At 63.8% G+C, this 22,710-nt stretch carries 24 protein-coding genes; 15 read left to right on the top strand and 9 right to left on the bottom strand.

The window, feature by feature from the left end; translation table 11 throughout:
- The first annotated feature begins 10 nt into the window (after positions 1–10).
- The 10 genes from QX126_RS12205 to QX126_RS12160 all read left to right on the top strand — a co-directional run bounded on the left by QX126_RS12205 (position 11) and on the right by QX126_RS12160 (position 11,010).
- A complete protein-coding gene (locus QX126_RS12205) occupies positions 11–3,763 on the top strand; it encodes a nitrate reductase subunit alpha (protein ID WP_315776937.1) in 3,753 nt (1,250 codons plus the stop codon).
- Positions 3,760–5,280, top strand: coding sequence for a nitrate reductase subunit beta (gene narH / locus QX126_RS12200; protein ID WP_315781135.1), 1,521 nt, complete (start codon positions 3,760–3,762; stop codon positions 5,278–5,280). Before QX126_RS12205 ends, narH begins: the two co-directional genes overlap by 4 nt.
- Positions 5,280–5,990 carry a nitrate reductase molybdenum cofactor assembly chaperone gene (narJ, locus tag QX126_RS12195; protein ID WP_315781134.1) on the top strand — a complete coding sequence of 237 codons (711 nt, stop codon included), beginning with the start codon at positions 5,280–5,282 and terminating at the stop codon, positions 5,988–5,990. Before narH ends, narJ begins: the two co-directional genes overlap by 1 nt.
- Before the next feature lie 11 nt (positions 5,991–6,001).
- Positions 6,002–6,724 carry a respiratory nitrate reductase subunit gamma gene (gene narI / locus QX126_RS12190; RefSeq protein ID WP_315714236.1) on the top strand — a complete coding sequence of 241 codons (723 nt, stop codon included), beginning with the start codon at positions 6,002–6,004 and terminating at the stop codon, positions 6,722–6,724.
- A 15-nt stretch (positions 6,725–6,739) separates the two neighbouring features.
- The gene (locus QX126_RS12185) at positions 6,740–7,552 is read left to right on the top strand and encodes a peptidylprolyl isomerase (protein WP_315781133.1); all 813 of its coding nucleotides are present in this window, start codon (positions 6,740–6,742) and stop codon (positions 7,550–7,552) included.
- Between the two features lie 10 nt (positions 7,553–7,562).
- Positions 7,563–7,856: a hypothetical protein gene (locus QX126_RS12180; protein ID WP_315739592.1), complete on the top strand. Its 294-nt coding sequence runs from the start codon at positions 7,563–7,565 to the stop codon at positions 7,854–7,856.
- A gap of 45 nt (positions 7,857–7,901) precedes the next feature.
- Entirely contained in the window at positions 7,902–8,507 is a 606-nt protein-coding gene (locus QX126_RS12175) for a DUF2478 domain-containing protein (RefSeq protein WP_315781131.1), read from the top strand.
- A gap of 334 nt (positions 8,508–8,841) precedes the next feature.
- Complete coding sequence (locus QX126_RS12170) at positions 8,842–10,179, top strand: hypothetical protein (protein WP_315781129.1); 1,338 nt, start codon at positions 8,842–8,844, stop codon at positions 10,177–10,179.
- Between the two features lie 10 nt (positions 10,180–10,189).
- Positions 10,190–10,699, top strand: coding sequence for a DUF2249 domain-containing protein (locus tag QX126_RS12165; protein WP_315781127.1), 510 nt, complete (start codon positions 10,190–10,192; stop codon positions 10,697–10,699).
- Positions 10,696–11,010: a metal-sulfur cluster assembly factor gene (locus tag QX126_RS12160; RefSeq protein WP_315739596.1), complete on the top strand. Its 315-nt coding sequence runs from the start codon at positions 10,696–10,698 to the stop codon at positions 11,008–11,010. The genes QX126_RS12165 and QX126_RS12160 overlap by 4 nt, the downstream gene beginning before the upstream one ends.
- Positions 11,011–11,149: 139 nt before the next feature.
- Here QX126_RS12160 and QX126_RS12155 read toward each other — a convergent pair whose 3' ends face one another.
- Positions 11,150–11,782, bottom strand: coding sequence for a UbiX family flavin prenyltransferase (locus QX126_RS12155; protein ID WP_315781126.1), 633 nt, complete (start codon positions 11,780–11,782; stop codon positions 11,150–11,152).
- Complete coding sequence (locus QX126_RS12150) at positions 11,779–13,305, bottom strand: UbiD family decarboxylase (RefSeq protein ID WP_315739598.1); 1,527 nt, start codon at positions 13,303–13,305, stop codon at positions 11,779–11,781. The genes QX126_RS12155 and QX126_RS12150 overlap by 4 nt, the downstream gene beginning before the upstream one ends.
- Before the next feature lie 101 nt (positions 13,306–13,406).
- Here QX126_RS12150 and QX126_RS12145 point away from each other — a divergent pair, with 101 nt between their 5' ends.
- Genes QX126_RS12145 through QX126_RS12135 form a run of 3 tightly spaced genes read left to right on the top strand, consistent with a single transcriptional unit; the run spans position 13,407 to position 15,862 of the window.
- Positions 13,407–13,967 carry an SCP2 domain-containing protein gene (locus QX126_RS12145; RefSeq protein WP_315781124.1) on the top strand — a complete coding sequence of 187 codons (561 nt, stop codon included), beginning with the start codon at positions 13,407–13,409 and terminating at the stop codon, positions 13,965–13,967.
- Entirely contained in the window at positions 13,958–14,935 is a 978-nt protein-coding gene (locus tag QX126_RS12140; RefSeq protein WP_315750151.1) for a peptidase U32 family protein, read from the top strand. Before QX126_RS12145 ends, QX126_RS12140 begins: the two co-directional genes overlap by 10 nt.
- 36 nt (positions 14,936–14,971) lie before the next feature.
- A complete protein-coding gene (locus QX126_RS12135; protein WP_315781122.1) occupies positions 14,972–15,862 on the top strand; it encodes a U32 family peptidase in 891 nt (296 codons plus the stop codon).
- A 256-nt stretch (positions 15,863–16,118) separates the two neighbouring features.
- Here the strand turns inward: QX126_RS12135 and QX126_RS12130 are convergent, their stop codons facing one another.
- Positions 16,119–17,054, bottom strand: coding sequence for a LysR family transcriptional regulator (locus QX126_RS12130; RefSeq protein ID WP_315772872.1), 936 nt, complete (start codon positions 17,052–17,054; stop codon positions 16,119–16,121).
- A gap of 108 nt (positions 17,055–17,162) precedes the next feature.
- On the opposite strand from QX126_RS12130, the gene QX126_RS12125 reads away from it, so the two are divergent.
- Positions 17,163–17,576, top strand: a complete 414-nt coding sequence (locus QX126_RS12125; protein WP_315781120.1) for a hypothetical protein — start codon at positions 17,163–17,165, stop codon at positions 17,574–17,576.
- 497 nt (positions 17,577–18,073) lie between these two features.
- Here the strand turns inward: QX126_RS12125 and QX126_RS12120 are convergent, their stop codons facing one another.
- From QX126_RS12120 to QX126_RS12110, 3 genes are all read right to left on the bottom strand, one after another.
- Complete coding sequence (locus tag QX126_RS12120; protein ID WP_315776922.1) at positions 18,074–18,259, bottom strand: tyrosine-type recombinase/integrase; 186 nt, start codon at positions 18,257–18,259, stop codon at positions 18,074–18,076.
- Positions 18,256–18,396, bottom strand: a complete 141-nt coding sequence (locus QX126_RS12115; protein WP_315781118.1) for a hypothetical protein — start codon at positions 18,394–18,396, stop codon at positions 18,256–18,258. The genes QX126_RS12120 and QX126_RS12115 overlap by 4 nt, the downstream gene beginning before the upstream one ends.
- A gap of 144 nt (positions 18,397–18,540) precedes the next feature.
- Entirely contained in the window at positions 18,541–19,047 is a 507-nt protein-coding gene (locus tag QX126_RS12110; protein WP_315781116.1) for a hypothetical protein, read from the bottom strand.
- Positions 19,048–19,158: 111 nt separating this feature from the next.
- Between QX126_RS12110 and dusA the strand changes: the two genes are divergently transcribed.
- Entirely contained in the window at positions 19,159–20,157 is a 999-nt protein-coding gene (dusA, locus tag QX126_RS12105; RefSeq protein ID WP_315781115.1) for a tRNA dihydrouridine(20/20a) synthase DusA, read from the top strand.
- Between the two features lie 87 nt (positions 20,158–20,244).
- Here dusA and QX126_RS12100 read toward each other — a convergent pair whose 3' ends face one another.
- Genes QX126_RS12100 through QX126_RS12090 form a run of 3 tightly spaced genes read right to left on the bottom strand, consistent with a single transcriptional unit; the run spans position 20,245 to position 22,650 of the window.
- Positions 20,245–20,781 (bottom strand): TIGR02281 family clan AA aspartic protease, encoded by a 537-nt coding sequence (locus QX126_RS12100; protein WP_315739607.1) that lies wholly within the window; start codon positions 20,779–20,781, stop codon positions 20,245–20,247.
- A 28-nt stretch (positions 20,782–20,809) separates the two neighbouring features.
- Positions 20,810–21,007: a DUF1289 domain-containing protein gene (locus tag QX126_RS12095; RefSeq protein WP_315776917.1), complete on the bottom strand. Its 198-nt coding sequence runs from the start codon at positions 21,005–21,007 to the stop codon at positions 20,810–20,812.
- 47 nt (positions 21,008–21,054) lie between these two features.
- Complete coding sequence (locus QX126_RS12090; protein ID WP_315739609.1) at positions 21,055–22,650, bottom strand: HAMP domain-containing sensor histidine kinase; 1,596 nt, start codon at positions 22,648–22,650, stop codon at positions 21,055–21,057.
- Positions 22,651–22,710 lie beyond the last annotated feature (60 nt).

The following is a 22,710-nucleotide window of genomic DNA, read 5'->3' as shown; positions in this document are numbered from 1 at the left end:
GACGTAAACGATGAGCCATTTTCTCGATAGGCTGACCTTCTTCACCCGGGCCAAGGAGGAGTTCGCAGGCGGACACGGCGTGACGACGACCGAGGACCGTTCCTGGGAGGAGGGCTATCGCAAGCGCTGGCAGCACGACAAGATCGTGCGCTCGACGCATGGTGTGAACTGCACCGGCTCCTGCTCGTGGAAGGTCTACGTCAAGGGCGGCATCGTCACCTGGGAGACCCAGCAGACCGACTACCCCCGGACGCGCCCTGATCTTCCCAATCATGAGCCGCGCGGCTGCGCCCGCGGCGCGAGCTACAGCTGGTACCTCTATTCCGGAAACCGGGTGAAATATCCGCTGGTGCGCTCGCGGCTGCTCAGGCTGTGGCGCGAGGCGCGAGCGCGGATGACGCCGGTCGCAGCCTGGAGGTCGATCGTCGAGAATCCGGGCAAGCGCTCGGACTATGTGCAGAAGCGCGGACTGGGCGGCTTCGTGCGGGCGAGTTGGGCCGAGGTCAATGAGCTGATCGCGGCAGCCAATGCCTATACGGTCAGAGCCCATGGTCCGGACCGCGTGTTCGGATTCTCGCCGATCCCGGCGATGTCCATGGTGAGCTACGCGGCCGGCGCGCGCTATCTGTCGCTGCTCGGCGGCGTCTGCATGTCGTTCTACGATTGGTATTGCGACCTGCCGCCGGCCTCGCCACAGACCTGGGGCGAGCAGACCGACGTACCTGAAAGCGCGGACTGGTACAATTCAGGCTTCCTGATGCTGTGGGGCTCCAACGTGCCACAGACGCGTACGCCGGATGCGCATTTCTATACTGAGGTTCGTTACAAGGGGGCCAAGAGCGTCGTTGTCTGCCCGGATTATTCCGAGGCCGCGAAATTCGCCGATCTCTGGTTGTCGCCGAAGCAGGGCACCGACGCGGCGCTCGCGATGGCGATGGGTCACGTGATCCTCAAGGAGTTTCACATCGACCGGCAGACGCCATACTTCAACGACTATGTGCGCCAGTATACGGATATGCCATTTCTGGTACGGCTGGTGAGATCCGAGGGACGGCTCGTTCCTGAGCGGTTCGTGCGCGCCTCGGATTTCGCCACATCGCTCGACGAGGCCAACAATCCCGAATGGAAGACCGTCGCCTATGATGAGATCAGCGGGGCCATTGTCGTGCCCAAGGGATCGGTCGGCTTCCGCTGGGGCGAAAAAGGCAAGTGGAGCCTGGAAGAGAAGAGCTCGGCGAACAACGACACCCGGCTGCGGCTGTCTCTGGCCGGCATCGAGGACGACATCGCGCCGGTGGGATTCCCCTATTTCGGCAACCGTCAGCACGATCACTTCAGCGGCACCAATCATCCGGATGTGCTGACCCGCAACGTGCCGGTGAAGCGACTTCGTCTTGCCGATGGCGAGGCGGTCGTGGCCACTGTGTTCGATTTGTTCGCCGCCAATTATGGCGTCGATCGCGGCTTCGGCGGCGACCATCTCGGCAGGAGCTACGACGATCTGGAGCCGTACACTCCGGCGTGGGCCGAGGCGATCTGTGGCGTGCCGCGGGGCCAGATCATCGCGGTTGCGCGCGAGTTTGCCTCGAATGCGTCTAAGACCCGGGGGCGCTCGATGGTCATCGTCGGGGCCGGTCTGAACCACTGGTACCACATGGACATGAACTATCGCGGCATCATCAATATGCTGGTGATGTGCGGCTGTGTCGGCCAGTCCGGCGGTGGCTGGTCGCATTATGTGGGTCAGGAAAAGCTGCGGCCGCAGTCGGGCTGGACGCCGCTCGCCTTTGCGCTCGATTGGGGGCGCCCGCCGAGGCAGATGAATTCGACTTCGGCGTTTTACGCTCACACCGACCAATGGCGCTACGAGACGGTCAATGTCAGCGAGATTCTCTCACCGACCGCACCGGCCGGTTCTTGGGACGGAGCGCTGATCGACTACAATGTCCGCGCGGAGCGCATGGGATGGCTGCCGTCCGCGCCGCAACTGCAGGCCAATCCGATCGAGGTATCGAAGCGCTCCGCCGCCGCCGGCCTGGAGCCGAAGGACTACGTCGCGAAGGCCTTGAAGTCGGGCGAGCTGAAGCTCTCCTGCGAGGATCCCGATCATCCGAAGAACTGGCCCCGCAACCTGTTCGTCTGGCGCTCCAACCTGCTCGGCGCCTCAGGCAAGGGCCACGAATATTTCCTCAAGCATCTGCTCGGCACCAAGCATGGCGTGATCGGCAAGGATCTTGGCGACCAGGGCCACAATAGACCGGTCGAGGTCACTTGGCACGAAGAGGCCCCGGAAGGAAAGCTCGATCTGCTGGTCACGCTCGACTTCCGGATGTCGACCACATGCATGTATTCGGACGTCGTGCTGCCGACGGCCACTTGGTACGAGAAGAACGACCTCAATACGTCCGACATGCATCCCTTCATCCATCCGCTCTCGGCGGCGATCGATCCGGTGTGGGAATCGCGCAGCGATTGGGACATCTACAAGGGGATCGCGGAGGCCTTCTCCAGGGTCGCGCCCGAAGTGCTCGGGGTCGAGAAGGACGTCGTGCTGACCCCGATCATGCATGACAGTCCGGGCGAAATCGCGCAGGCGTTCGACGTCAAGGACTGGAAGCAGGGCGAGATCGATCCGATCCCCGGCAAGACCATGCCGGCGGTCACCGTGGTCGAACGTGACTATCCGAATCTCTACAAGCGCTTCACCTCGCTTGGACCGTTGATGAACAAGCTCGGCAATGGCGGCAAGGGGATGGCCTGGAACACCGACCATGAGGTCGAGCTCCTGAAGCGTCTCAACGGCGTCGTCGCTGACGACGGGCCGACCCAGGGGCTGGCTCGCATCGACAGTGCGGTCGACGCTTGCGAGGTGATCCTCAGCCTGGCGCCGGAAACCAATGGCGAGGTCGCAGTCAAGGCGTGGTCGTCCCTGGAGCAATTCACCGGCCGCGACCATGCTCATCTCGCCATTCCGAAGGAGGATGAGAAGATCCGGTTCCGCGACGTCGTCGCGCAGCCGCGCAAGATCATCTCGTCGCCGATCTGGTCGGGGCTCGAGTCGGAGAAGGTCTGCTACAACGCCGGCTACACCAATGTCCACGAGCTGATCCCGTGGCGGACGCTGACCGGCAGGCAGCAGCTCTATCAGGATCACCTATGGATGAGGGCCTTCGGCGAGGGCTTCTGCGTCTATCGGCCGCCGATCGATACCAAGACCGTCAAGCCGGTGATCGATCGCAAGCCGAATGGCAATGCGTCCGTCATCCTGAACTTCATTACGCCCCATCAGAAGTGGGGCATCCACTCCACCTATACCGACAATCTCCTGATGCTGACCCTGTCGCGCGGCGGTCCCATCGTGTGGATCAGCGAGATCGACGCAAAGGCTGCCGGTATCGCCGACAATGACTGGATCGAGGCCTACAACACCAATGGCGCGCTGGTTGCGCGCGCCGTGGTCTCGCAGCGGGTCAAGCAGGGCATGTGCATGATGTATCATGCTCAGGAAAAGATCGTGAACGTGCCGGGCTCCGAGCAGACGGGGCTGCGCGGCGGCATCCACAATTCGGTCACGCGTGTCGTTCCGAAGCCGACGCACATGATCGGGGGCTACGCTCAGCAGGCCTATGGCTTCAACTACTACGGCACGGTCGGCGCCAACCGCGACGAGTTCGTCATCGTCCGGAAGATGTCGAAGATTGATTGGCTGGACCAGCCGACTGCTGACCGGTCGGCCACGACTCCCTCGGAGGCTGCAGAATGAAGATCCGTGCTCAGATCGCAATGGTGCTCAATCTCGACAAGTGCATCGGCTGCCACACGTGCAGCGTGACCTGCAAGAACGTCTGGACCAGCCGCGAGGGGATGGAATACGCGTGGTTCAACAACGTCGAGACCAAACCAGGCGTTGGCTATCCCAAGGATTGGGAGAACCAGTCCCGCTGGAAGGGAGGCTGGTCGCGCAATCGCGACGGGTCGATCCAGCCGCGGATAGGCGGCAAGTGGCGGGTTCTGGCGAATATCTTCGCCAATCCCGACCTCCCCGAGATCGATGACTACTACGAGCCGTTCACCTTCGACTATCAGCACCTGCAAAGTGCGCCCGAGGCATCTGCGATGCCGACGGCACGGCCGCGCTCGCTGGTGTCTGGAGAGCGGATGGAAAAGATCGAGTGGGGACCGAACTGGGAAGAGATTCTGGGCGGCGAATTCGCCAAGCGCTCTCAGGACGTCAATTTCGACGGCGTGCAGAAGGAGATCTACGGCCAGTTCGAGAACACCTTCATGATGTATCTGCCGCGGCTGTGCGAGCATTGCCTCAATCCGGCATGCGTCGCATCCTGCCCGTCCGGCGCGATCTACAAGCGCGAGGAGGACGGCATCGTCCTCATCGATCAGGACAAGTGCCGCGGCTGGAGAATGTGCGTCTCCGGCTGTCCATACAAGAAGATCTATTATAACTGGTCCTCGGGAAAATCGGAGAAGTGCATCTTCTGCTATCCTCGGATCGAGGCGGGGCAGCCGACCGTGTGCTCCGAGACCTGCGTCGGGCGCATTCGCTATCTCGGTGTCGTGCTGTATGACGCGGACCGCATCGCAGAGGCCGCGGCCAAGCCCGACGAGAGCGATCTCTACCAGGCCCAGCTCGACATCTTTCTCGATCCGAGCGATCCGAACGTGCTTGCGGAAGCCGAGCGCCAGGGCATCCCTCATGCATGGCTGGAGGCGGCGATACGGTCGCCGATCTGGAAGATGGCGATGGAATGGAAGGTCGCCTTCCCCTTGCACCCGGAGTATCGGACCCTGCCGATGGTCTGGTATGTGCCGCCGCTGTCGCCGATCACGTCGGCGGCCTCGTCTGGCAAAATCGGGCACGATGGCGAGATGCCCGACGTCAAATCCTTGCGCATTCCGATGCGGTACCTCGCCAATCTGCTGACTGCGGGCGACGAGAAGCCGGTGACGCTGGCGCTCGAGCGAATGCTGGCCATGCGTGCCTATATGCGGGCCAAGACCATCGATGGCGTGGTCGACGAGGCGATCGCGAGGCGCGTCGGCCTGAGCGGCCCGCAGATCGACGACATGTACCACATCATGGCGATCGCCAACTACGAGGACCGCTTCGTGATCCCGACCGCGCACCGCGAGCTCGGTGCCGACGCGTTTGATATCCGCGGCTCCTGCGGCTTCTCGTTCGGCAACGGCTGCTCCGGGGGCGAAAGCGAAGTCAACCTGTTCGGATCGCCGCGTAAGGCCAAGAACCCGATGGAGGTCGCCTGATGAAGACGTTCAAGGTGCTGTCGGCATTGCTGAACTATCCGAGCGGGGAAATGATCACGGCTGTCCCGGAGCTCGCGCGGGTGCTCGACCAGGAAGGCCTCGTCCAGCCTGGCATTCGCCGGGAGCTCGATGTGCTGCTGCAGGAGATCGCCACGGGCGACGTCTACGACCTGCAGGAGCGCTACGGCCTGCTGTTCGATCGCAGCAAGACCCTGGCGCTGCATCTGTTCGAGCACGTCCATGGCGAAGGCCGCGACCGCGGCCAGGCCATGGTCGACCTGCGGGCCATGTATGACCGTGCGAACCTCGTCATCGCCGGCAACGAGCTGCCGGATTATCTGCCGCTGTTCCTCGAATTTCTCGCCACCCGGGAGCTTGCGGACGCGCGCGAGTTGCTCGGCCAGACCAGTCACATCATCGCCGCGCTCGCGGAACGATTGGGGCGTCGGCAGTCGAGCTATAGGGCGGTGTTCGATGCGCTGCTCCAGATCGCCGCGGAGCAGCCCCGCGTGGAGATCGTCGATGAGCTGCTGAAGGCGGCGGACGTGGATCCGATGGACCTGCACGCGCTCGACGCGGCCTGGGAGGATGAAGAGGTCAGGTTCGGCCCGGGAGGGGGCGACCAGGCAGCCTGTGGGCACGACAATCTGATCGCAAAACTGCGCCACGCCAAACGTGCGGTCAACGCGCCGCCGTCACAGTTGCAATGAGGGGATTGGCCATGCAAACGCTCAATGCCATCGTCTTCGGCTGGTATCCCTATCTCTGTCTGACAGTCTTTCTGGTCGGCAGTCTGATTCGATTCGACCGCGAGCAATACACGTGGCGCTCAGGCTCAAGTCAGCTGCTTCGGCGGCGCCAATTGATCTGGGGCTCGAACCTTTTCCATGTTGGGATCCTCTTCATTTTTGCGGGTCATTTCGTCGGGCTGCTGACGCCGATCTGGGTGTTTGACATGCTCGGCGTGTCCCACGGCTTCAAGCAGATGCTCGCGATCGTCGCCGGTGGCGGCGCCGGACTGATGTGCCTGGTCGGTATTTCGCTCCTCGCGCATCGCAGGCTTTTCGATCCCAGGATTCGCGCGACGTCGTCTTTTGCTGACACGGGTATCCTTCTGGTGCTGTTCGTCCAGCTGCTGCTTGGCTTGGCGACCATCCCCGTGTCGCTCGGTCATCTCGATGGTCATGAGATGGTCAAGTTCATGGCCTGGGCGCAGGGCATTCTCACGTTGCAGCCCGGAATCGCCGCCAACATTGTCGACGTCCATCCGATCTTCAAGGCGCATCTGGTCCTGGGAATGACCATCTTCCTGCTCTTCCCCTTCACCCGCCTGGTCCACATCTGGAGTGCGCCGGTGTGGTATCTCGGCCGCCGCGGCTATCAGGTGGTGCGCAGCCGCGACGGACGCCGTCATCTTGTGCAACCAATTCAGCCTGCGGAGTAGCCGATGGACTGTTCATTGGGCGCGGCGCTTCCAAAGCCGAAGCTGGTCAGTGTGAACGGGGTCGTGATCGAACGCGACGTCATTGCCCGGGAAGTTCAGAACCATCCGTCGGACAAGCCGATCCTCGCCTGGCAAGCGGCGGCGCGCGCGCTTGCGGTACGCGAATTGCTGCGACAGGAGGTCAGGCGGCTCGGCATAACGGCCGCTCCTCTGCGCGATGCCGAAGGTCGCCGCGAAACCGAGGAAGAGGCGGCGATGCGGGCGCTGATCGCGCGTGAGGTTCTGATACACGAGCCGGACGAATCGACGTGCCGTCGCTTCTACGATCAGAACAGGCAGCGGTTCCTGGTCGGAGAACTCTACGAAGCGTCTCACATCCTGCTGATCGCGCCGAGCAGCGATTCGCTGGCTCGGTCGGCTGCGCGAGACGAGGGGCGGACGATCGTGGAGGCCGTGCAGAGAAGCCCGGAGCTGTTCGAGACCATCGCGCGCGATCGCTCCGATTGCAGGGTCTCGGCGGAGAATGGTGGCAGGCTCGGGCAGCTGTCGCGTGGGCAGACGACCGCAGAGTTCGACGCCGCGCTGGCCCGGATGTCGGTTGGAGAGGTCGGTCTGATTGAGACACGCTTTGGTATCCATGTCGTGCGCCTCGACCGACGGGCCCTTGGACAAGTCCTGCCGTTCGACATGGCAAGGGCGCGCATTTCGCAATATCTCACCGAGCGTGTGCGGCATCAGGCGCTCGCGCAATATGTAGCCAATCTGGCAGGCCGCGCCGAGATCGTTGGCGTGACGTTGCCGGCGCCGCAATCGGTACTGCCGCAGTAGGGGGGCGATCATGCTGCTCGGGGATCTCATTCACGATCTCAGTGACGACGCGAAGTCGAGTGCGGTGTTGCAGGGGTGCGGCGACCTCACGCTCCTGGTGCGCATCAGCTCTGTCGCGGATCGCCTCGGCGAGGAAGTCGGTGAGTATGCGTCGGCTGCTGTCCGGCGCTTTGCAAATCTCGCAGAGAACGAGGATTGGCTCGGGTTGATGAGCGCTATCGACCGCGCCGCCGACCCCGCGATCGTCTGTCTGACCTCCATGATCAAGTGGTCGCTGCAGAGGGATGAAATCGATCACTCCTAGAACGGATCCACCGCAGGCTATCCGTGCTGGAGGGGCGGGCTAAAAATGTCGAAGCGTCAAATTGATGTTGGGATTCGCATGCACGATGAGACGGTAGAGAAAGTCGGCGTTGCGGCCGCGCCGCTCGTGGCGCTCGTATACGACGACGGGAAATATCCCTACGAGACGTTCGATCACCTCGTGGATCGCTCGCGTCGAGCGCGATTGAAGGTCGCCGGCGCACTGCAGCGAAGGCTGTTCCTCGACGAAAATCGCAGGTGCGACGTCCTGCTTGAGGAGCTCGACACGGCAAATCAAACCCCGATCTTCGAGGATCGTGGATCGGGAGCGACAGGTTGCCGGCTGGATGAATCGGCGCTGGCAGAGGTGACAGTTCGAGTCCTCGCCAGCCTGGATGCGCGTCCAAACATCCTGGTGTTGAACAAATTTGGCAAGGCAGAGTGCGGGGGAGGCGGAACGCTTGATCTGATTGCCCGCGCGTTGGACCTTGCGATACCGACGATTGTCGGCGTGCCGCGCAGCAATATCGATGCCTGGAGAGGTTTCGCCGGAGATATGGGGGTTGAGCTCGAAGCCCGCGGAGACGTGGAGCGGTGGCTGGAAAGTGTTCGGCAGGATCGAACTATAGACTCAGCCAGCCAGCTGCGCTGATTGCGATTGCGAGCAATCGAGGGGGCGGGGGACACAGAACTGCCAAGCCAGACCCCCGAAGATGTCTGCCGGCTGACATGGATGTTCCTCGACGGGACAGGGAGTCCGTGGGTCGAGCTGGAGTGGTCATCACGACGCTGATGACGCAGAATGTTGCGCTCCGACAAAGAATGGCCGGTCGGGCCAGTTTAGCATCTTTCCGATCGCCGGGGATCGTATGGCGCAAGCTCAACGTTCGCGTCCCCTTGGCTGCGTTCCTCCGGGCGACGGCAACTGCCGAATGGCGCATCGTCGTCGCGAGTGCTGCGTCCGCGATCAAGAACTGGAGCCGCTCATGATTGGGGCGAAAATCTCGCGCTGGACGATGAGCTATTTCGCGGCAGCGCTGGGGTGGCTGCTCGTTGCCTTGGCAATGCTGGTCGGCGGACTCGGTTACCCCGCCGCAGAGCTCGGCGCTCCCGATACGCTTGTCGTTGTGCATGCGGTCTGTATCGGTTGGCTCAGTCTCTCGGTATGCGGCGCCTTGTTCCAGTTCGTTCCCGTTCTCGTCGCAAGGCCGCTCCCCTTCGACAAATGGGCCTTGCCGGCCTTGTTCCTCATCAACGTCGGTCTGGTCTGCTTGATATTGGGTTTCCTCTCACTGGCCGGACGAATTGCTCCAGCCGTTTGGCTTCTGCCGGCCGGCAGCGTGGTGCTCGGCGCGGGTCTGGCGATGGTCGCGCTCGATCTGGGCCTGACTCTCGTCAGCCAGCCGAAGGGATCTGCTCTCTTTGTCATCGTCGGACTTGGCGCGTTATGCGCAACTGTCGCGCTCGGCGCCGCGTTCGCGTTTGCTCTCGCCGGATCGGCGGGCGCCTTCGGCGACGCGCTCCTGGCCGCGGCGATTCCGATCCATGCGATTGCCGGGCTGGGAGGCTGGCTGACCCTGACCGCCATGGGGGTGAGCTATCGCCTGCTGGCCATGTTCATGCTCTCGGCGGACCTCGGCGAGCGACAGAGCACATCCGCGCTGAAATTCGGTGCGCTCGCGCTATCGGTAGCAGTCGTGGGCGGATTGTTCGCAATTGGCCTCGGGGCCGAGCTCGGAGCCGTGCTCATCCTCGCCGCCGTTCTTGGGGTGATCTCGCTTGCGCTCTATGGATGGGACATCGCGACGATCTATCGCTCCCGCAAACGGCGCCAGCTCGAGCTGAACATGCGGATGGCAACCGTGTCTTTCGCCAATCTGGCGGCGACGGTGACGCTCGGCACCGTCATCATCGTCACCGGAAAGGTCGGCGTTCATGTCGGCGCGTTCGCGTTCTTGGCCGTGTTCGGCTGGCTGTCTGGTCTCATATTCGCGAAGCTCTACAAGATTGTCGCCTTTCTGACCTGGCTCGAAACCTACGGTCCCGTGATGGGGCGCGCCCCGACGCCACGGGTTCAGGACCTGGCGGTGGAACGTCGGTCCGAGAAGTGGTTCATCATCTATTTTCTAGGCGTATGGGCGGCGACCATCATGTTGATGATGGGCGAGGGCCAGGCGTTTCGCGGCGCCGCGGCGGTCATGGCCGTGGGCAGTCTTGGAATCATACACGAGCTTGTGCGAGTCCGACGTCTTTCCGATGTTGCGGGCTCCCGGAGGCTTCCGGCCGGAGCCATCGCGCCAAGCCTGTTGTTCGCCAGAAACTAGGAGGAGAGCCATGACCGCGTACATTGACGTCGACGTCCGACCGATTCTCAGGGCCGGAGGCGAACCGTTCTCCATCATCATGGACGCGGTCGACCGGCTGGCGCCAGGCCAGGGTGTCCGGCTGATCGCGAGCTTCAGGCCGGTTCCGCTGCTCTCCGTCATGGCAGGAAAGGGCTTCGCCCACACCGATCGACCGCTCGACGGTGGCGACTGGGAAGTGCTGTTTTCGCCGCTGGCTGCCGAGGACGCCGGTCAGGAAGACGCTGGTGCCGGCCTCGCATTCGAGCAATGGCCAGATCCCGTAGTCACCCTCGACAACCGAGAGCTCGACCCACCCGAGCCGATGGTGCGCATCCTCGCGGCCGCGGAGGAGCTGGGCCCTGGAGAGACCTTGTCGGCACTTCTGGGCCGCGAGCCGGTCTTCCTGTTCCCTGAACTTGAGAAGCGTGGCTTTCGCTGGCTCGGCGGGTTTACGCCGGATGGATCGACCTACGAACTGTCGGTGAGGGCTCCGCTATGAGCCGCGACGTCATCGACCGCATCCGCGACGCAATGCGCGTGGTCATCGATCCGGAGCTGGGGGAAAACGTGGTCGATCTCGGCTTCATCTATGAGATTACGGCGACGGATGGTGTCGTGCATGTCACGATGACGGCCACAACGCCCGGGTGCCCCGCAACAGGTTTTCTCAAGGAAGGGGTCGCAAGCAGCATTGCGGAGATTGCGGACGTCGAAGCCGTGGACGTGACGATGACATTCGATCCGCCTTGGACCCCATCCAGAATTGATCCGGCCGTTCGTGCTGCGCTGGGTTTCGACAACGTCAATTGACCGAACGAAAGCGAAAAGCTGGCAGCGGCTCGGCCGGAGAGGCGGCGTCGTTACGCCCGCTCGTCGAAGAACACGTCAACCGTCGTGGACGCCTTCGGCCCATCGCCCGAGTGCGTCTGTCGTGTTCTGTCTTCAAATCCTATCGTCTGTCTTGCTTCGCCATCTCAACAAGATTGCCTGCTTCGGTCGTCCGGTCCGGAAGCCACTCCCGCGCGTTGGCGTGGAGCCCGGGGACGCCGAGCAGGTTGATCGCGCGACAGGCGATCTGCTCGATGACGTCATCGAGCGACTGGGGCTTCAGGTAGAACGCCGGCATTGGCGGCGCGATGATCGCGCCGATCTCGGTGGCCTGCGTCATCGCTCGGAGATGACCGAGATGCAGCGGGCTCTCCCGCACCAGGAGTATCAGCCGGCGGCGCTCCTTGAGTTGAACGTCGGCGGCGCGGACCAGCAGGTTGTCGAACTGGCCCCAGGCGATCGCCGAGAGGGTGCGGATCGAGCAGGGCGCCACGATCATGCCGGCTGCAGAAAACGAGCCGCTGGCGATGCTCGCGCCGATGTCGGCGACATCATGAGCATGCGCCGCCAGATCGCGCAGCCGCGCCAGGCCGCCCTGGCCGAGCTCCTCGTGCAAGGTGCGCACGGCAGCGTCAGACACCACGAGATGGACCGCGCATTGCGGCTGCTCCGCGAGCCGTTCGACGATGCGCGCACCGATCGCGGCGCCCGAGGCGCCGCTGATGCCGACGATGACGTGATGCCGCCCGTTCATGCCGAGGCCGTTCGGTCGGCTATGGCATCGCCGAGGCCGAGGCTCGGCCACATCGCGTCGATGCGCGCGGCTACAGCGGGGTCCATCGCCAGCACCTCGCCCCAGGCGCGTTCGGTCTCGACCCCGAGCTTGGTTGTGGCGTCGATGCCGAGCTTCCCGCCGAGGCCGGATTTTGGCGAGGCGAAGTCGAGGTAGTCGATCGGCGTGTTGGCAAGCGGCAGCAGGTCGCGCGAGGAGTCGCAGCGCGTTGCGACGGCCCACATCACCGCGCGCCAGTCGCGGACGTCGATGTCGTGGTCGACCACGATGAGGAGCTTGGTGTAGCTGAACTGCGGCAGCATCGACCACAGGCCGAGCATGATGCGGCGGGCCTGGCCCGGATAGCGCTTCTCGATCGCTACTACGGCGATCCTGTAGGAGCAGGCCTCCGGCGGCAGATAGCAGTCGACGACCTCCGGGAATTGTCGTCGGATCAAGGGGACGAACAGCGTGTTCAGCGCCTCGCCAATTCGAGACGGCTCGTCCGGCGCGCGTCCCGTGAACGTCGACAGATAGAGCGGGCTGCGACGCGTGGTGATCGCGGTGACCTGAAGCACCGGAAAGCTCTCGACGGCATTGTAGTAGCCGGTGTGATCGCCATAGGGCCCCTCCGGCGCGGTCTCCGTGGCCGACACGATGCCCTCGATCACGATCTCGGCGGCCGCCGGCACCGTCAGGGGCACGGTGAGGCATTCGACCAGCTCGGGACGGTCGCCGCGCAGGATGCCGGCGAAGCGCAGCTCGGAGATGGTCTCGGGCAATGGCAACACGGCGCTGAGGATGGTGGCGGGATCGGCCCCGATCACGATCGCAATCGGCATGTCGCGCCCCTGCGCCTGCCACTGCTGGTGGTGGCGGGCGCCGCCGCGATGGGCGAGCCAGCGCATGATGGCGCGATCGCGGCCGAGCACCTGCATGCGGTAGACGCCGACATTTTCCTGCTCGCCGGCGGACGCGTCCGGCGGCACGGTGATGACGAGCGGCCACGTCAACAGCGGCGCCGGCTCGCCCGGCCAGCAGATCTGGGCCGGCAAGGTGGTCAGGTCGATGTCATCGCCCATCGTGACACATTCATGCACCGGCGCGGCTGATCGCAGCCTCGGCCGGGTCGACAGCGCTGCGCGTGCCAGCGGCAGCTTCTGCAGCGCTTCCCTGATGTCGCGCGGCGGCTGCGGGGCGCGCAACTCCGCCATCATCTCGCCGAGCTCCGCCAATCGTTCCGGCTGCACGCCCATGCCCCAGGCCACCCGCTCCACGGTGCCGAACAGATTGGTGACGAGCGGCATTGCCGAGAGCGATCCGCATGCCTTGATCGGTCGTTCGAACAGCAGCACGGGCCCTTCGGCGGAGATGACGCGGCGATGGATCTCGGTGATCTCGTGGACGACCGAGACGCTGTCGCGAATGCGTCGCAGCTGTCCCCGCTCGTCGAGAAAGCGCAGGAAATCCGACAGCTCGCGGAAGCGAGGGACATCACGTCGCAACGATAGGCTCCGTTCAAAAAACGCCTCGTAGCTGGAACAATCAGTGTGATCTTTGTTCCGGGTCAAATACTTCCCCCGCCGATCCGGCCAGAGCTTGTGCCATGAGCTCTCTTCAGGACGCGTCTTCGACCTCACTGCCCCTGTTGCCGCCACTGCTCAGGCAGATGCTGCGTCCGTTGCCATTGCTGCCCCTGCAGATCGCGCTCGGCGCTTTCCTGCGTGGGCTTTTGCGCCGGCATCCGCATCTTCTCGACCGGCTCGGGTCGCATCGCGGAAAGCGCTTTGGCATCAAGCCGACCGATCTGCCGTTCGCTTTCGTGATTCAGGCGGGCCCACAGCAGCCGCAACTCGCGGCGGTGCGCGAGTTGCCCACCGGCCTCGATGCGTCCATCTCCGCGTCGATCGTGAGCCTGTTGGCGCTGGTCGAGGGCCGGCTCGACGGCGATGCGCTGATGTTTTCGCGTCAGCTCGTCATCGAAGGCGATATCGAGGCGGTGCTCGCGCTCCGCAATGCGATCGACGATGCCGGTCTGGATCTGGTCGGCGAGATCGCAGCGCTTTCGGGGCCGTTCGGCGTGCCCGCGCAACGCCTGCTCGCGGCCGCGCGTGACTCGCTGCTGAGATCAACGACGAACGAAAGCGGGATGCGACCATGGAGCTGATCTGTCCGGCAGGGACGCCGGCGGCGCTGAAGAGCGCGGTCGAAGCCGGTGCCGATGCCGTCTATTGCGGCTTCGCCGACGAGACCAATGCCCGCAACTTTCCCGGGCTGAATTTCAGCCGCGAGCAGATGCGCGAAGGAGTAACGTTCGCGCATCGGCGCGGCGCCAAGGTGCTGGTTGCGATCAACACCTTCCCGCGCGCCGGCGCCGTCGAGCTGTGGCGTCGCGCGGTCGACGATGCCGTCGAGGCCGGAGCCGACGCGCTGATCCTTGCCGATGTCGGGCTGATGCACTATGCCGCGCGGCGCCATCCCGAACAGCGACTGCATGTCTCGGTGCAGGCGGCGGCGGCGAATGTCGACGCGATTGCGTTCTATGTCGAGAATTTCGGCGCCCGCCGCGTGGTGCTGCCGCGCGTGCTGAGCGTGCCCGAGATCGCCGAGATCACCCGTGAGACGGCATGCGAGACCGAAGTGTTCGTGTTTGGCGGACTATGCGTTATGGCCGAGGGGCGTTGCTCGCTGTCCTCCTACGCCACCGGCAAGTCGCCGAACATGCAGGGGGTATGCTCGCCGGCCAGTCATGTCGTCTATCAGGAGACGATATTGGGCACGACCTCGCGGCTTGGCGCTTTCACAATCAACCGCTTCGGACGCAACGAACCTGCCGGCTATCCAACGCTGTGCAAGGGGCGTTTCTCGACCGCACAGGGCTCTGGCTACATCTTTGAGGATCCGGTCAGCCTCGATGCCACGACCCTGCTCGCAGGCTTGCGCGAAGCCGGCGTCACCGCGCTCAAGATCGAGGGCCGCCAGCGCGGCCGCGCCTATGTCGACGGGGTCGTGCGGCATTTCCGCAGCGTGCTGGCAGCGCTCGATGCCGGCCGGTCCGCCGACGCGTCCGACCTCACGGCGTTCACCGAAGGGCAGGCCACCACGCAGGGCGCCTACCGCAAGACCTGGCGCTAGGACGACATGACAATGGCGGAACAAAGCGCAGGCCGAATGCAGCTTACTCTGGGGCCCGTGCTCTACAATTGGCAGCCCGAGCGCTGGCGTGATTTTTACTTTCGCATGGCCGACGAGGCCCCGCTCGACCGCGTCGTGGTCGGCGAGGTCGTCTGCTCTAAGCGCGCACCGTTCTTCGAACCCCATTTGCCTGAAGTCATCGAGCGGCTTATGGCTGCCGGCAAGCAGGTGCTGCTGGGTTCGCTGGTCCTGGTGTCGTTGCGACGCGAGCGCCGGCAGACGGCAAGCCTCGCCGAGTTTGGCCACGGTCTGGTGGAGGTCAACGACCTCACCTGCCTCAAATCGATCGCCGGTAGGCCGCATGCGATCGGGCCATTCGTCAACATCTACAACGAGGCCAGCGCCGCGTTTCATGCCGCCCAGGGCGCTACCCGGATCTGCCTCCCGCCGGAGCTGCCACTGTCCTCGGTTGCCGCGATCGCCGGCGCCGTGCCGCAGGTGGAGATCGAAGTGTTCGCCTTCGGCCGTGTGCCGCTCGCGATCTCCGCGCGCTGCTATCACGCCCGCCTGCACAAGCTCGCCAAGGACAATTGCCGCTTCGTGTGCGAGCAGGATCCGGACGGCCTCGTCGTGACGACGCTGGACAATGAAGCGTTCCTCACCATGAATGGCGTGCAGACGTTGTCGCATGGTTGCTGCAACCTGCTCGGCGATCTCGATCGCCTGACGCAGAGCGGCGTGAGATCGCTGCGGCTGTCACCTCAGGCCTGCGACATGGTCGCGGTGTCCGAGCAATTCCAGGCGGTCCTGGCGGGCCGCGTGGAAGCTGAGGCAGCCAGGGACCGCTTGCGCGAGATCTATCCGGACGTTCCATTCGCCAACGGCTTCTTGCACGGCGCCCCCGGTGCCTCCTACGTCTCGGGGTAGGTACTGCCGTGTCCTTCTGTCGAGGTGAACTCAGATGTGCTCAGTCTGCATGTTGACCCATCTCAAATTGACTGACCACGGATGGACGACGTTGAGCGACGGCGCGCAGCCCGTTCGTGCCGGCATGCTGCAGATTGCTGACCGCGCCCAGGCGGAAGCCCAGGAAGCCGGGGAAATCGTGGTCTGTCCCCGATTTCCCCTCCAAACGGCTGGCGTCCTACGCGCCGACCGCAGAGCCCAGCTGACAGCTGATGCCTCATCCAGATTTGTCGCTGAACGCGGCGGGAAGCGTAGCGAGGAACGCCATGACGCGCTGCGTGCGCAGGGGCGGCCGGCGGTCCGAGGTGCGCAGCATCCATAGGGGCTCCGCTGGCGCGCGCCACGGCTCGAGCACTTCGACGAGCCGACCTGTGCGCAAGTCGTCGTGGACGAGCCATGCCGGGCCCCAGCCAATGCCGAACCCATTCGCGATCAAAGCGACCGAAGCGTGCGCGTCGTCGCAAATGTGCTTGGGCTTGGGCGCGACGCGAACGAGTTTTTTGCCGCGCGGGTCGGTGAAGCGCCAGGTCAGGATCTGCCCGCTCGCGGGATTGCGGAAGCCGACGTGGTCATGTTCGGACAGCTCGTATGGAGTCGCCGGCGCGCCGCGCGCGTTCAGATAGGCGGGCGAGGCGCAAGCGATCCAGGAGAACGTGCAAAGCCGCCGCGCCAGATGACCGGGCGCGCGATCGAGGGGTCCTGAGCGGATGGCGATGTCGACGCCTTCCGCTGCGAGATCAAGAATCTCGTTGCGAAATTTGATCTCGATCTCGATTTCCGGCCGCTCCCGCAGGAACGCAGGCAGTCGCGGCAGGATGCAGGCACGCGCGAACGAGGCGGGGGCGGTCACTCGCACCCGTCCGCCATCGTTACGCGCGGCTTCGCCGAGCGCGGATTGGACGCGATCGAGACTTTCGGCCAGCGCGCGTCCCGCCGCCATCAGCCGCTCGCCCTCTTCGGTCAGCGCCAGCGAATGGGTGGTGCGATGCAAAAGCCGTATTCCGCGAGCCTGTTCGAGGCGGGCGACCGCCTTGGACATCGCCGAGGTGGTTGTCCCCGCCCGCCGCGCGGCTTCGGCGAAGGAGCCCGCCTCGACGACGCGGACGAAGGCGAGGAGACGCGAGAGGTCGGGAGGCAAGGCTGTTGTGGACATTCAGTCCACATAGTCATGGCGACGGGGTCGCTACAAGAGGCCGTTCCGATGGGCCAAATGGGGAGCGTTAGCGCGCATGCTGCGCCGCTAGAAACCGAGAGAAGTCCCATGAACGCCATCGAAATCACGCTGCAAGCCCTCGACGACGCCGAGCGCGCGATTCCCCCCGGCCAGCCGGTCTACATGCTCAATCTGCTGCGCTACCGCGCGTATGCGCGTTACGAGGACGGCTTCGACGCCGCGCCCTGTTCGGGCCGCGAAGCCTTTAACGAACGCTATAGACCGGCCTTCCGGCGTCTCGCAGCCGGTAAGCCGCTGGTGCGGATGTTTTCCGGGCCGGTCCTGGCGAGCCTGGTCGGCCCGCAAGGCAAACGCTGGGACGAAGCGGCGATCAATGAATACGGCGATTTCGCCGCCTTCCGCTCGATCGTCGACACCGAGACCTACCAGCGCGAAGTCGCCCCGCATCGGCACGCGGCGCTCGAGGATTTCCGGTTGTTCGCGCTCGCCAAGGCGATGTGAACGCATTGAGGCGGCGGCCTTATGCATTCGCCTTAACCAAACGTGACGCTACGACGAGCCCGGGAATCCGTTTCACCGATCGCAAGAATTGGTGTCGCGGGCCCCGGGATTGGGACTTGTTCATTGGCATTTGGGCTGCCCGCCGACAAGAAAACAGGGCTTCCGAAATAGTGGGTCTAGCGATGTAGCGGACCCCCGACTCGAACCACCGATGCCTCAAGATGGTGGCTCCTACATGTTGGATCGCGGGCGCGCCAACCATGTTTTCAGGCATAGTGACTATCTCTGGTCCGTAGGCGAGGGGCGATTTTTGGGCCCGCTTCAATCAATCGGACAATCCAGAAAAGCTATGTCAGTTCAATCGCGCCTAGAGCTGCGTTTTGTCCGAACGCACCTTGAAAGTATTCAAATGCCGAAACCCTTCCAAGCTGAGTACGATGTTCGACCTTTCATCGCTCCAGATGAAGTTTTCACTTTCTTCTTGTTTTCGGCGCCTGTCAGGCAACCCGCACCGAACGGATGGAATGGAGAGTCTCTGGCTTTAGATGCGTGTAGCGACGCAGCATTTTCCAATCCTTGTGTCCGGTGACAAGTGCAACCTGTTCAATGGAAAATCCTGCCTCGAAAAGACGACTCGTGCCTTCGTGGCGCAGATCGTGGAAATGTAGGTCATCGATCTTCAATTGTTGGCACTGACGGCGAAATGCCGTTCCAACGGATCGTCCAGCAGGGGAATTCGCGGATCGTTGCCCTTCTTCTTTCGGGGATCTTTCCGATTGCGAATGAGGAGCATTCGGTTGCCGGCGTCGAAGTCGCGCATTCGACTCTTGCAATTTCATCTTGCCGCATAGCCGTTGCGATCGCGAATCGGATCACACGACCGACTGGGATCTGTTGCCGACTGTTTAATTCGAACGCTGAGATAATACGATCGAGTTCGTCTTGCGTGGGACGGCGGTTGCGCTCATCGCCCTTTTCCGACGAGCCCGAGACGTCGAAGAGCGATCCGGGCGTGGTCGAGTGGTTCGGTTGAAACAACGATGCCGTGTACTGCGGCGGCGTGAGACAGAATCGTTTTGATGTATCCAAGATCGATACCGACGGTCACCGGGCCGGCCCCCTCCATCGCGCGCTCTTTTCCAAATTTGATGAACCGCTCTCGATCAAGCTCTGGAAGACGAAGATGCCCAAGTCTTTCGTTCAGGAAGATGAGGCTCGCAGTTTTGGAGCGACCAATGTCCTTTCCCACCTCGGCCAAATCTTGACAATGAAGCGTGACGAGATCGCCGAAGAGTTGGACGTCGCGGGACTTTTGCGTCGTTGTCGGTTCTTGGCGATCGATCCGCCGCTCGATATCGATGGCCCATTCCTCGGCATCCTTTCGGCGGAGAAACGTCCCGTTGACATATTCCCCCTTTCGTCGGACTTGGGCTCTCCAAGAGCCGGATTTCAGTCTGGTGATAGTTGCCACGCGTGTGCGCTCCGTGTGCACTGAGGCGGCAAAAAGCCCAAAAAAACATCGCGCTGTGGCGTAGAATAGCGTGCATACGAGGCGACCTAACGAGTTGAATATGCTCGAAAAATGAAGCAATATCAATCACATAGACTTGCCGTGGCGCCCATGATGGATTGGACCGACCGGCACTGCCGCGTGTTCCATCGGCTGCTGTCGCGCCGGGCGTTGCTCTATACCGAGATGGTCACCACCGGCGCGGTGATTCATGGCGACCGCCAGCGGCTGCTCGGCTTCGATCGAAGCGAGCATCCGGTGGCGCTGCAGCTCGGCGGCTCCGATCCCGGCGATCTCGCGACGTCAGCCAAGATCGGCGAGGAGTTCGGCTACGATGAGATCAATCTCAACGTCGGCTGCCCGTCGGACCGGGTGAAGGACGGCCGCTTCGGGGCCTGTTTGATGGCCGAGCCTGCGCTCGTCGCCGCCTGCGTCGCCGCGATGAAGCGCGCCGTTCGCATTCCTGTCACGGTGAAGTGCCGCATCGGCATCGACGATCAGGATCCGGAAATCGCACTTGATGTGCTGGCGGATGCGGTCGTCGACAGCGGCGCAGACGCGCTGATCGTGCACGCGCGCAAGGCGTGGCTGGACGGCTTGTCGCCGAAGGAGAACCGTGACATCCCGCCGCTCGACTACGACAGGGTGTACCGGCTGAAGGCGGGGCTGCCGCACGTGCCGGTCATCATCAATGGCGGCATCGGCAGCATCGAGGCTGCGCAAGGTCATCTCGCGCATGTCGATGGCGTGATGCTCGGGCGAGCTGCCTATCAGGAGCCGTGGCGGCTGCTCGATGTCGATCCCATGCTGTTCGGTGAGGCCGCGCCGCATCTGTCGATGCAAGAGGCGCTGGCGGCGCTGGAGCCTTATATCGAACATCAGCTCGGGCAGGGCACGCGGCTGCACGCGATGACGCGGCATCTCGTCGGGGCCTATCATGCGGTGCCGGGGGCGCGCGCCTTCCGCCGCCATCTTGCCGAACGTGGAGTCAAGCCGGACGCCGGCATCGAGGTGCTGCGCGAGGCGGTGGCAATGGTCGAGGATCGTCCGGCGGTTGCGGCGCTCGCCTGAGCGGATCAGGCCGGCGGCAGCAACTCGGTGACGGTCTGTCGCGCGAGCGCATTCTCCTCCGGCAGGGCTGCAACGAGGCGCTGCCCCTCAGCTGCGGTCGGGAAAGCCGTGCAGCATCAGCCGGTCGGAGCGCACTTCCCAGCGCTCCAGCCGGTCGAGGAAGCTCATGCCGAGCAAATTGGTCTTCATCTGGCCGTGCGGCACTACCAAGGCCGGAACCGAGCGTTCCACCAGTTTGCCGATCGCAAGCCGGTCCAAGGTCAGGCGCGCCGCCTTGGTGTGACCGCCGGCGGTCTCGACGTCGACGTCGTAGGCGAGCAGTTCGAGCGGCAGGCCTGCGGCCTTGGCGGTCTCGTAGGTCAGAACTACCGATGTGGCGCCGGTGTCGACCACCATCGGCGCGGTGACGCCGTTGATCTTGGCGCGCAACGCGAACTCACCGCCTCTGGTGCGCTCGATCTCGACCGCGTTGGTCGGAGGGCTCGCCTTGGCTCTGAGCACGCGGCTGCGCAGAACCTCCGACACGGTGTCGCTTGCGAGCGCCGCCTGCTCGGGATCCTTGTAGACGATCACGGCGCCCGCGGTGAGCACCATGGTGACGAGAACGAGCGCGATCTTGTTCATGCCGCGCCTCCCGTCGGCACGGAGGCGCTCAGTCGCGCCGACGCGCCAGCGCGGGCAGGCCGGCGTCGTGCATGCGGGACGGCAGCCCGTCCATCAGCGCCAGCCGCTCGTCGCGCGACATGCGGCCCCAGCGGGCGATCTCCGGCAGCGTGCGTCCGCAACCGAAGCAGAGCTTCGTCTTCGGGTCGATCATGCAGACGGCGATGCAGGGCGTATCCTGGCTCATGGAGCGAGTTTGAAAGGTTCTGCCACTGTCGTGCAAGTGCAATCATCTCACAGTCCCGTTCCGGCATTCATGATCGGCTTGCGCACCCGGCGCTTCTCCTTAGCGGGGGCGATCGCATGCTCCGGCTGCAATGGCGGGGCCTCGTCCGACAGCGGAGCGAGCGCCGACATCACCCGCTCCGGCGGGAAGGTGACGATCACCTCGGTGCCGATGCGGACCTTCGATTTCAGCGTGAACGTGCCGCCATGCATCTCGATCAGGTTCTTGGCGATCGGCAGGCCGAGCCCGGCCCCCTGTTCGGCCGACTTGATCGAGTTGGAGCCCTGGCCGAACGAGGCGAGCACGATCGGAATCTCGTTCTCGGGGATGCCCGAGCCGGTGTCCTTGACGCTGAGATATTGCCCGCCCGAGGCCGTCCAGCCGGCCTTGAGCCAGATGTCGCCGCCCTGCGGCGTGAACTTGATGGCGTTGGAGAGCAGGTTGAGCACGACCTGGCGGATCGCGCGCTCGTCCGCCCACAGCCGCGGCATCTTCCGCTCGAACACCTCGTGAATGGTGATGCCGCGGCTCGTGGCGCGCAGCTTCAGGAGATGATGGCAGTCGGCGATCACGTGCACGAGCGCCACGGCTTCCTCGTTGAGCTCGTAGCGGCCGGCCTCGATGCGCGAGAGATCGAGGATCTCGTTGATCAGGTTGAGCAGGTGGACGCCGGAATTGTGGATGTCGGCCGAATATTCCTTGTAGACCGGCACCGCGTGCGTTCCGAAGATCTCGCTCTTCATCACCTCGGAAAAGCCGAGGATGGCGTTCAGCGGCGTTCGCAGCTCGTGACTCATCTGCGCGAGGAAGCGCGACTTGGCAACGTTGGCCGCTTCTGCCCGGTAGCGCGCCTCGTCGGAGATCGCCTTGGCCTGCTCGAGCTCGCCGATCAGGGCGTCCTTCTCGGCGCGTGCTTCGAGCGTGGCGAGCGTGGTCGAATGCAGCTGATGGGCGAGCAGCACGAAATAGCCTTCGGCTGCGACCGCGAATCCGGCCAGCAGGTAATTGTCGAACGTGCCCGACAGCACGAGGCTGAGGGTGATCGCGACCGTGACCGGTGCGGTGACCGCGACGGCTGCGACGGGCAGGTTGGCAGCGAGCATGCTGGAGACGGCGATCACCAGCAGCATCAGGAACATCATCAGCGTGCCTGACACCGCCGCGAGTGCGGGGTGGATCAGGATCGCCATCCAGCACACGCCGTAGAGCAGGTCGAGCAGCACGAAGCGCGTGCGCCAACGCCGCGTCGCCGCCATCGACGGCTGGTCGGCGAGAAAGTTCGAGCAGTTGCGGACGATCGCAGCGTGGATGCAAAGCACGCCGGCCGTCCAGGCGCCGGCCGCCAGCGTATGGAGCCAGGCGCTCAGCATCAGGCCGGTTGCGACCACCAGCAGCACGACGATGTAGGAGGCGGAGATGCGGGTCTGCGCGTATTGGCGCAGCAGCTCGCGATCGAAGGCCGGACGCGTTCCCGATGTCGACGTTAACCGGTCGCGCGCTTCGCGCACCCGCTGCTGCGCGGCCCGGCGCTGGCTTGCCGGTGCAAGCGCCGGCGGATCTGCCGGAAGCTCGACGACCTCAGGCTTTTCAGCGGGTTTACTCATCAAACAACACAAATCCTGCCCGCGAGGTACGGGCTGCTTTCTGCATTGTCTATAACTGGG

The organism is Bradyrhizobium sp. SZCCHNPS1003 (assembly GCF_032381555.1).
In the GTDB taxonomy this organism is placed as follows: Bacteria; Pseudomonadota; Alphaproteobacteria; order Rhizobiales; family Xanthobacteraceae; genus Bradyrhizobium.
Note: the sequence above shows the minus strand (reverse complement) of the source record. Positions and strands in the feature narration are given on the sequence as shown.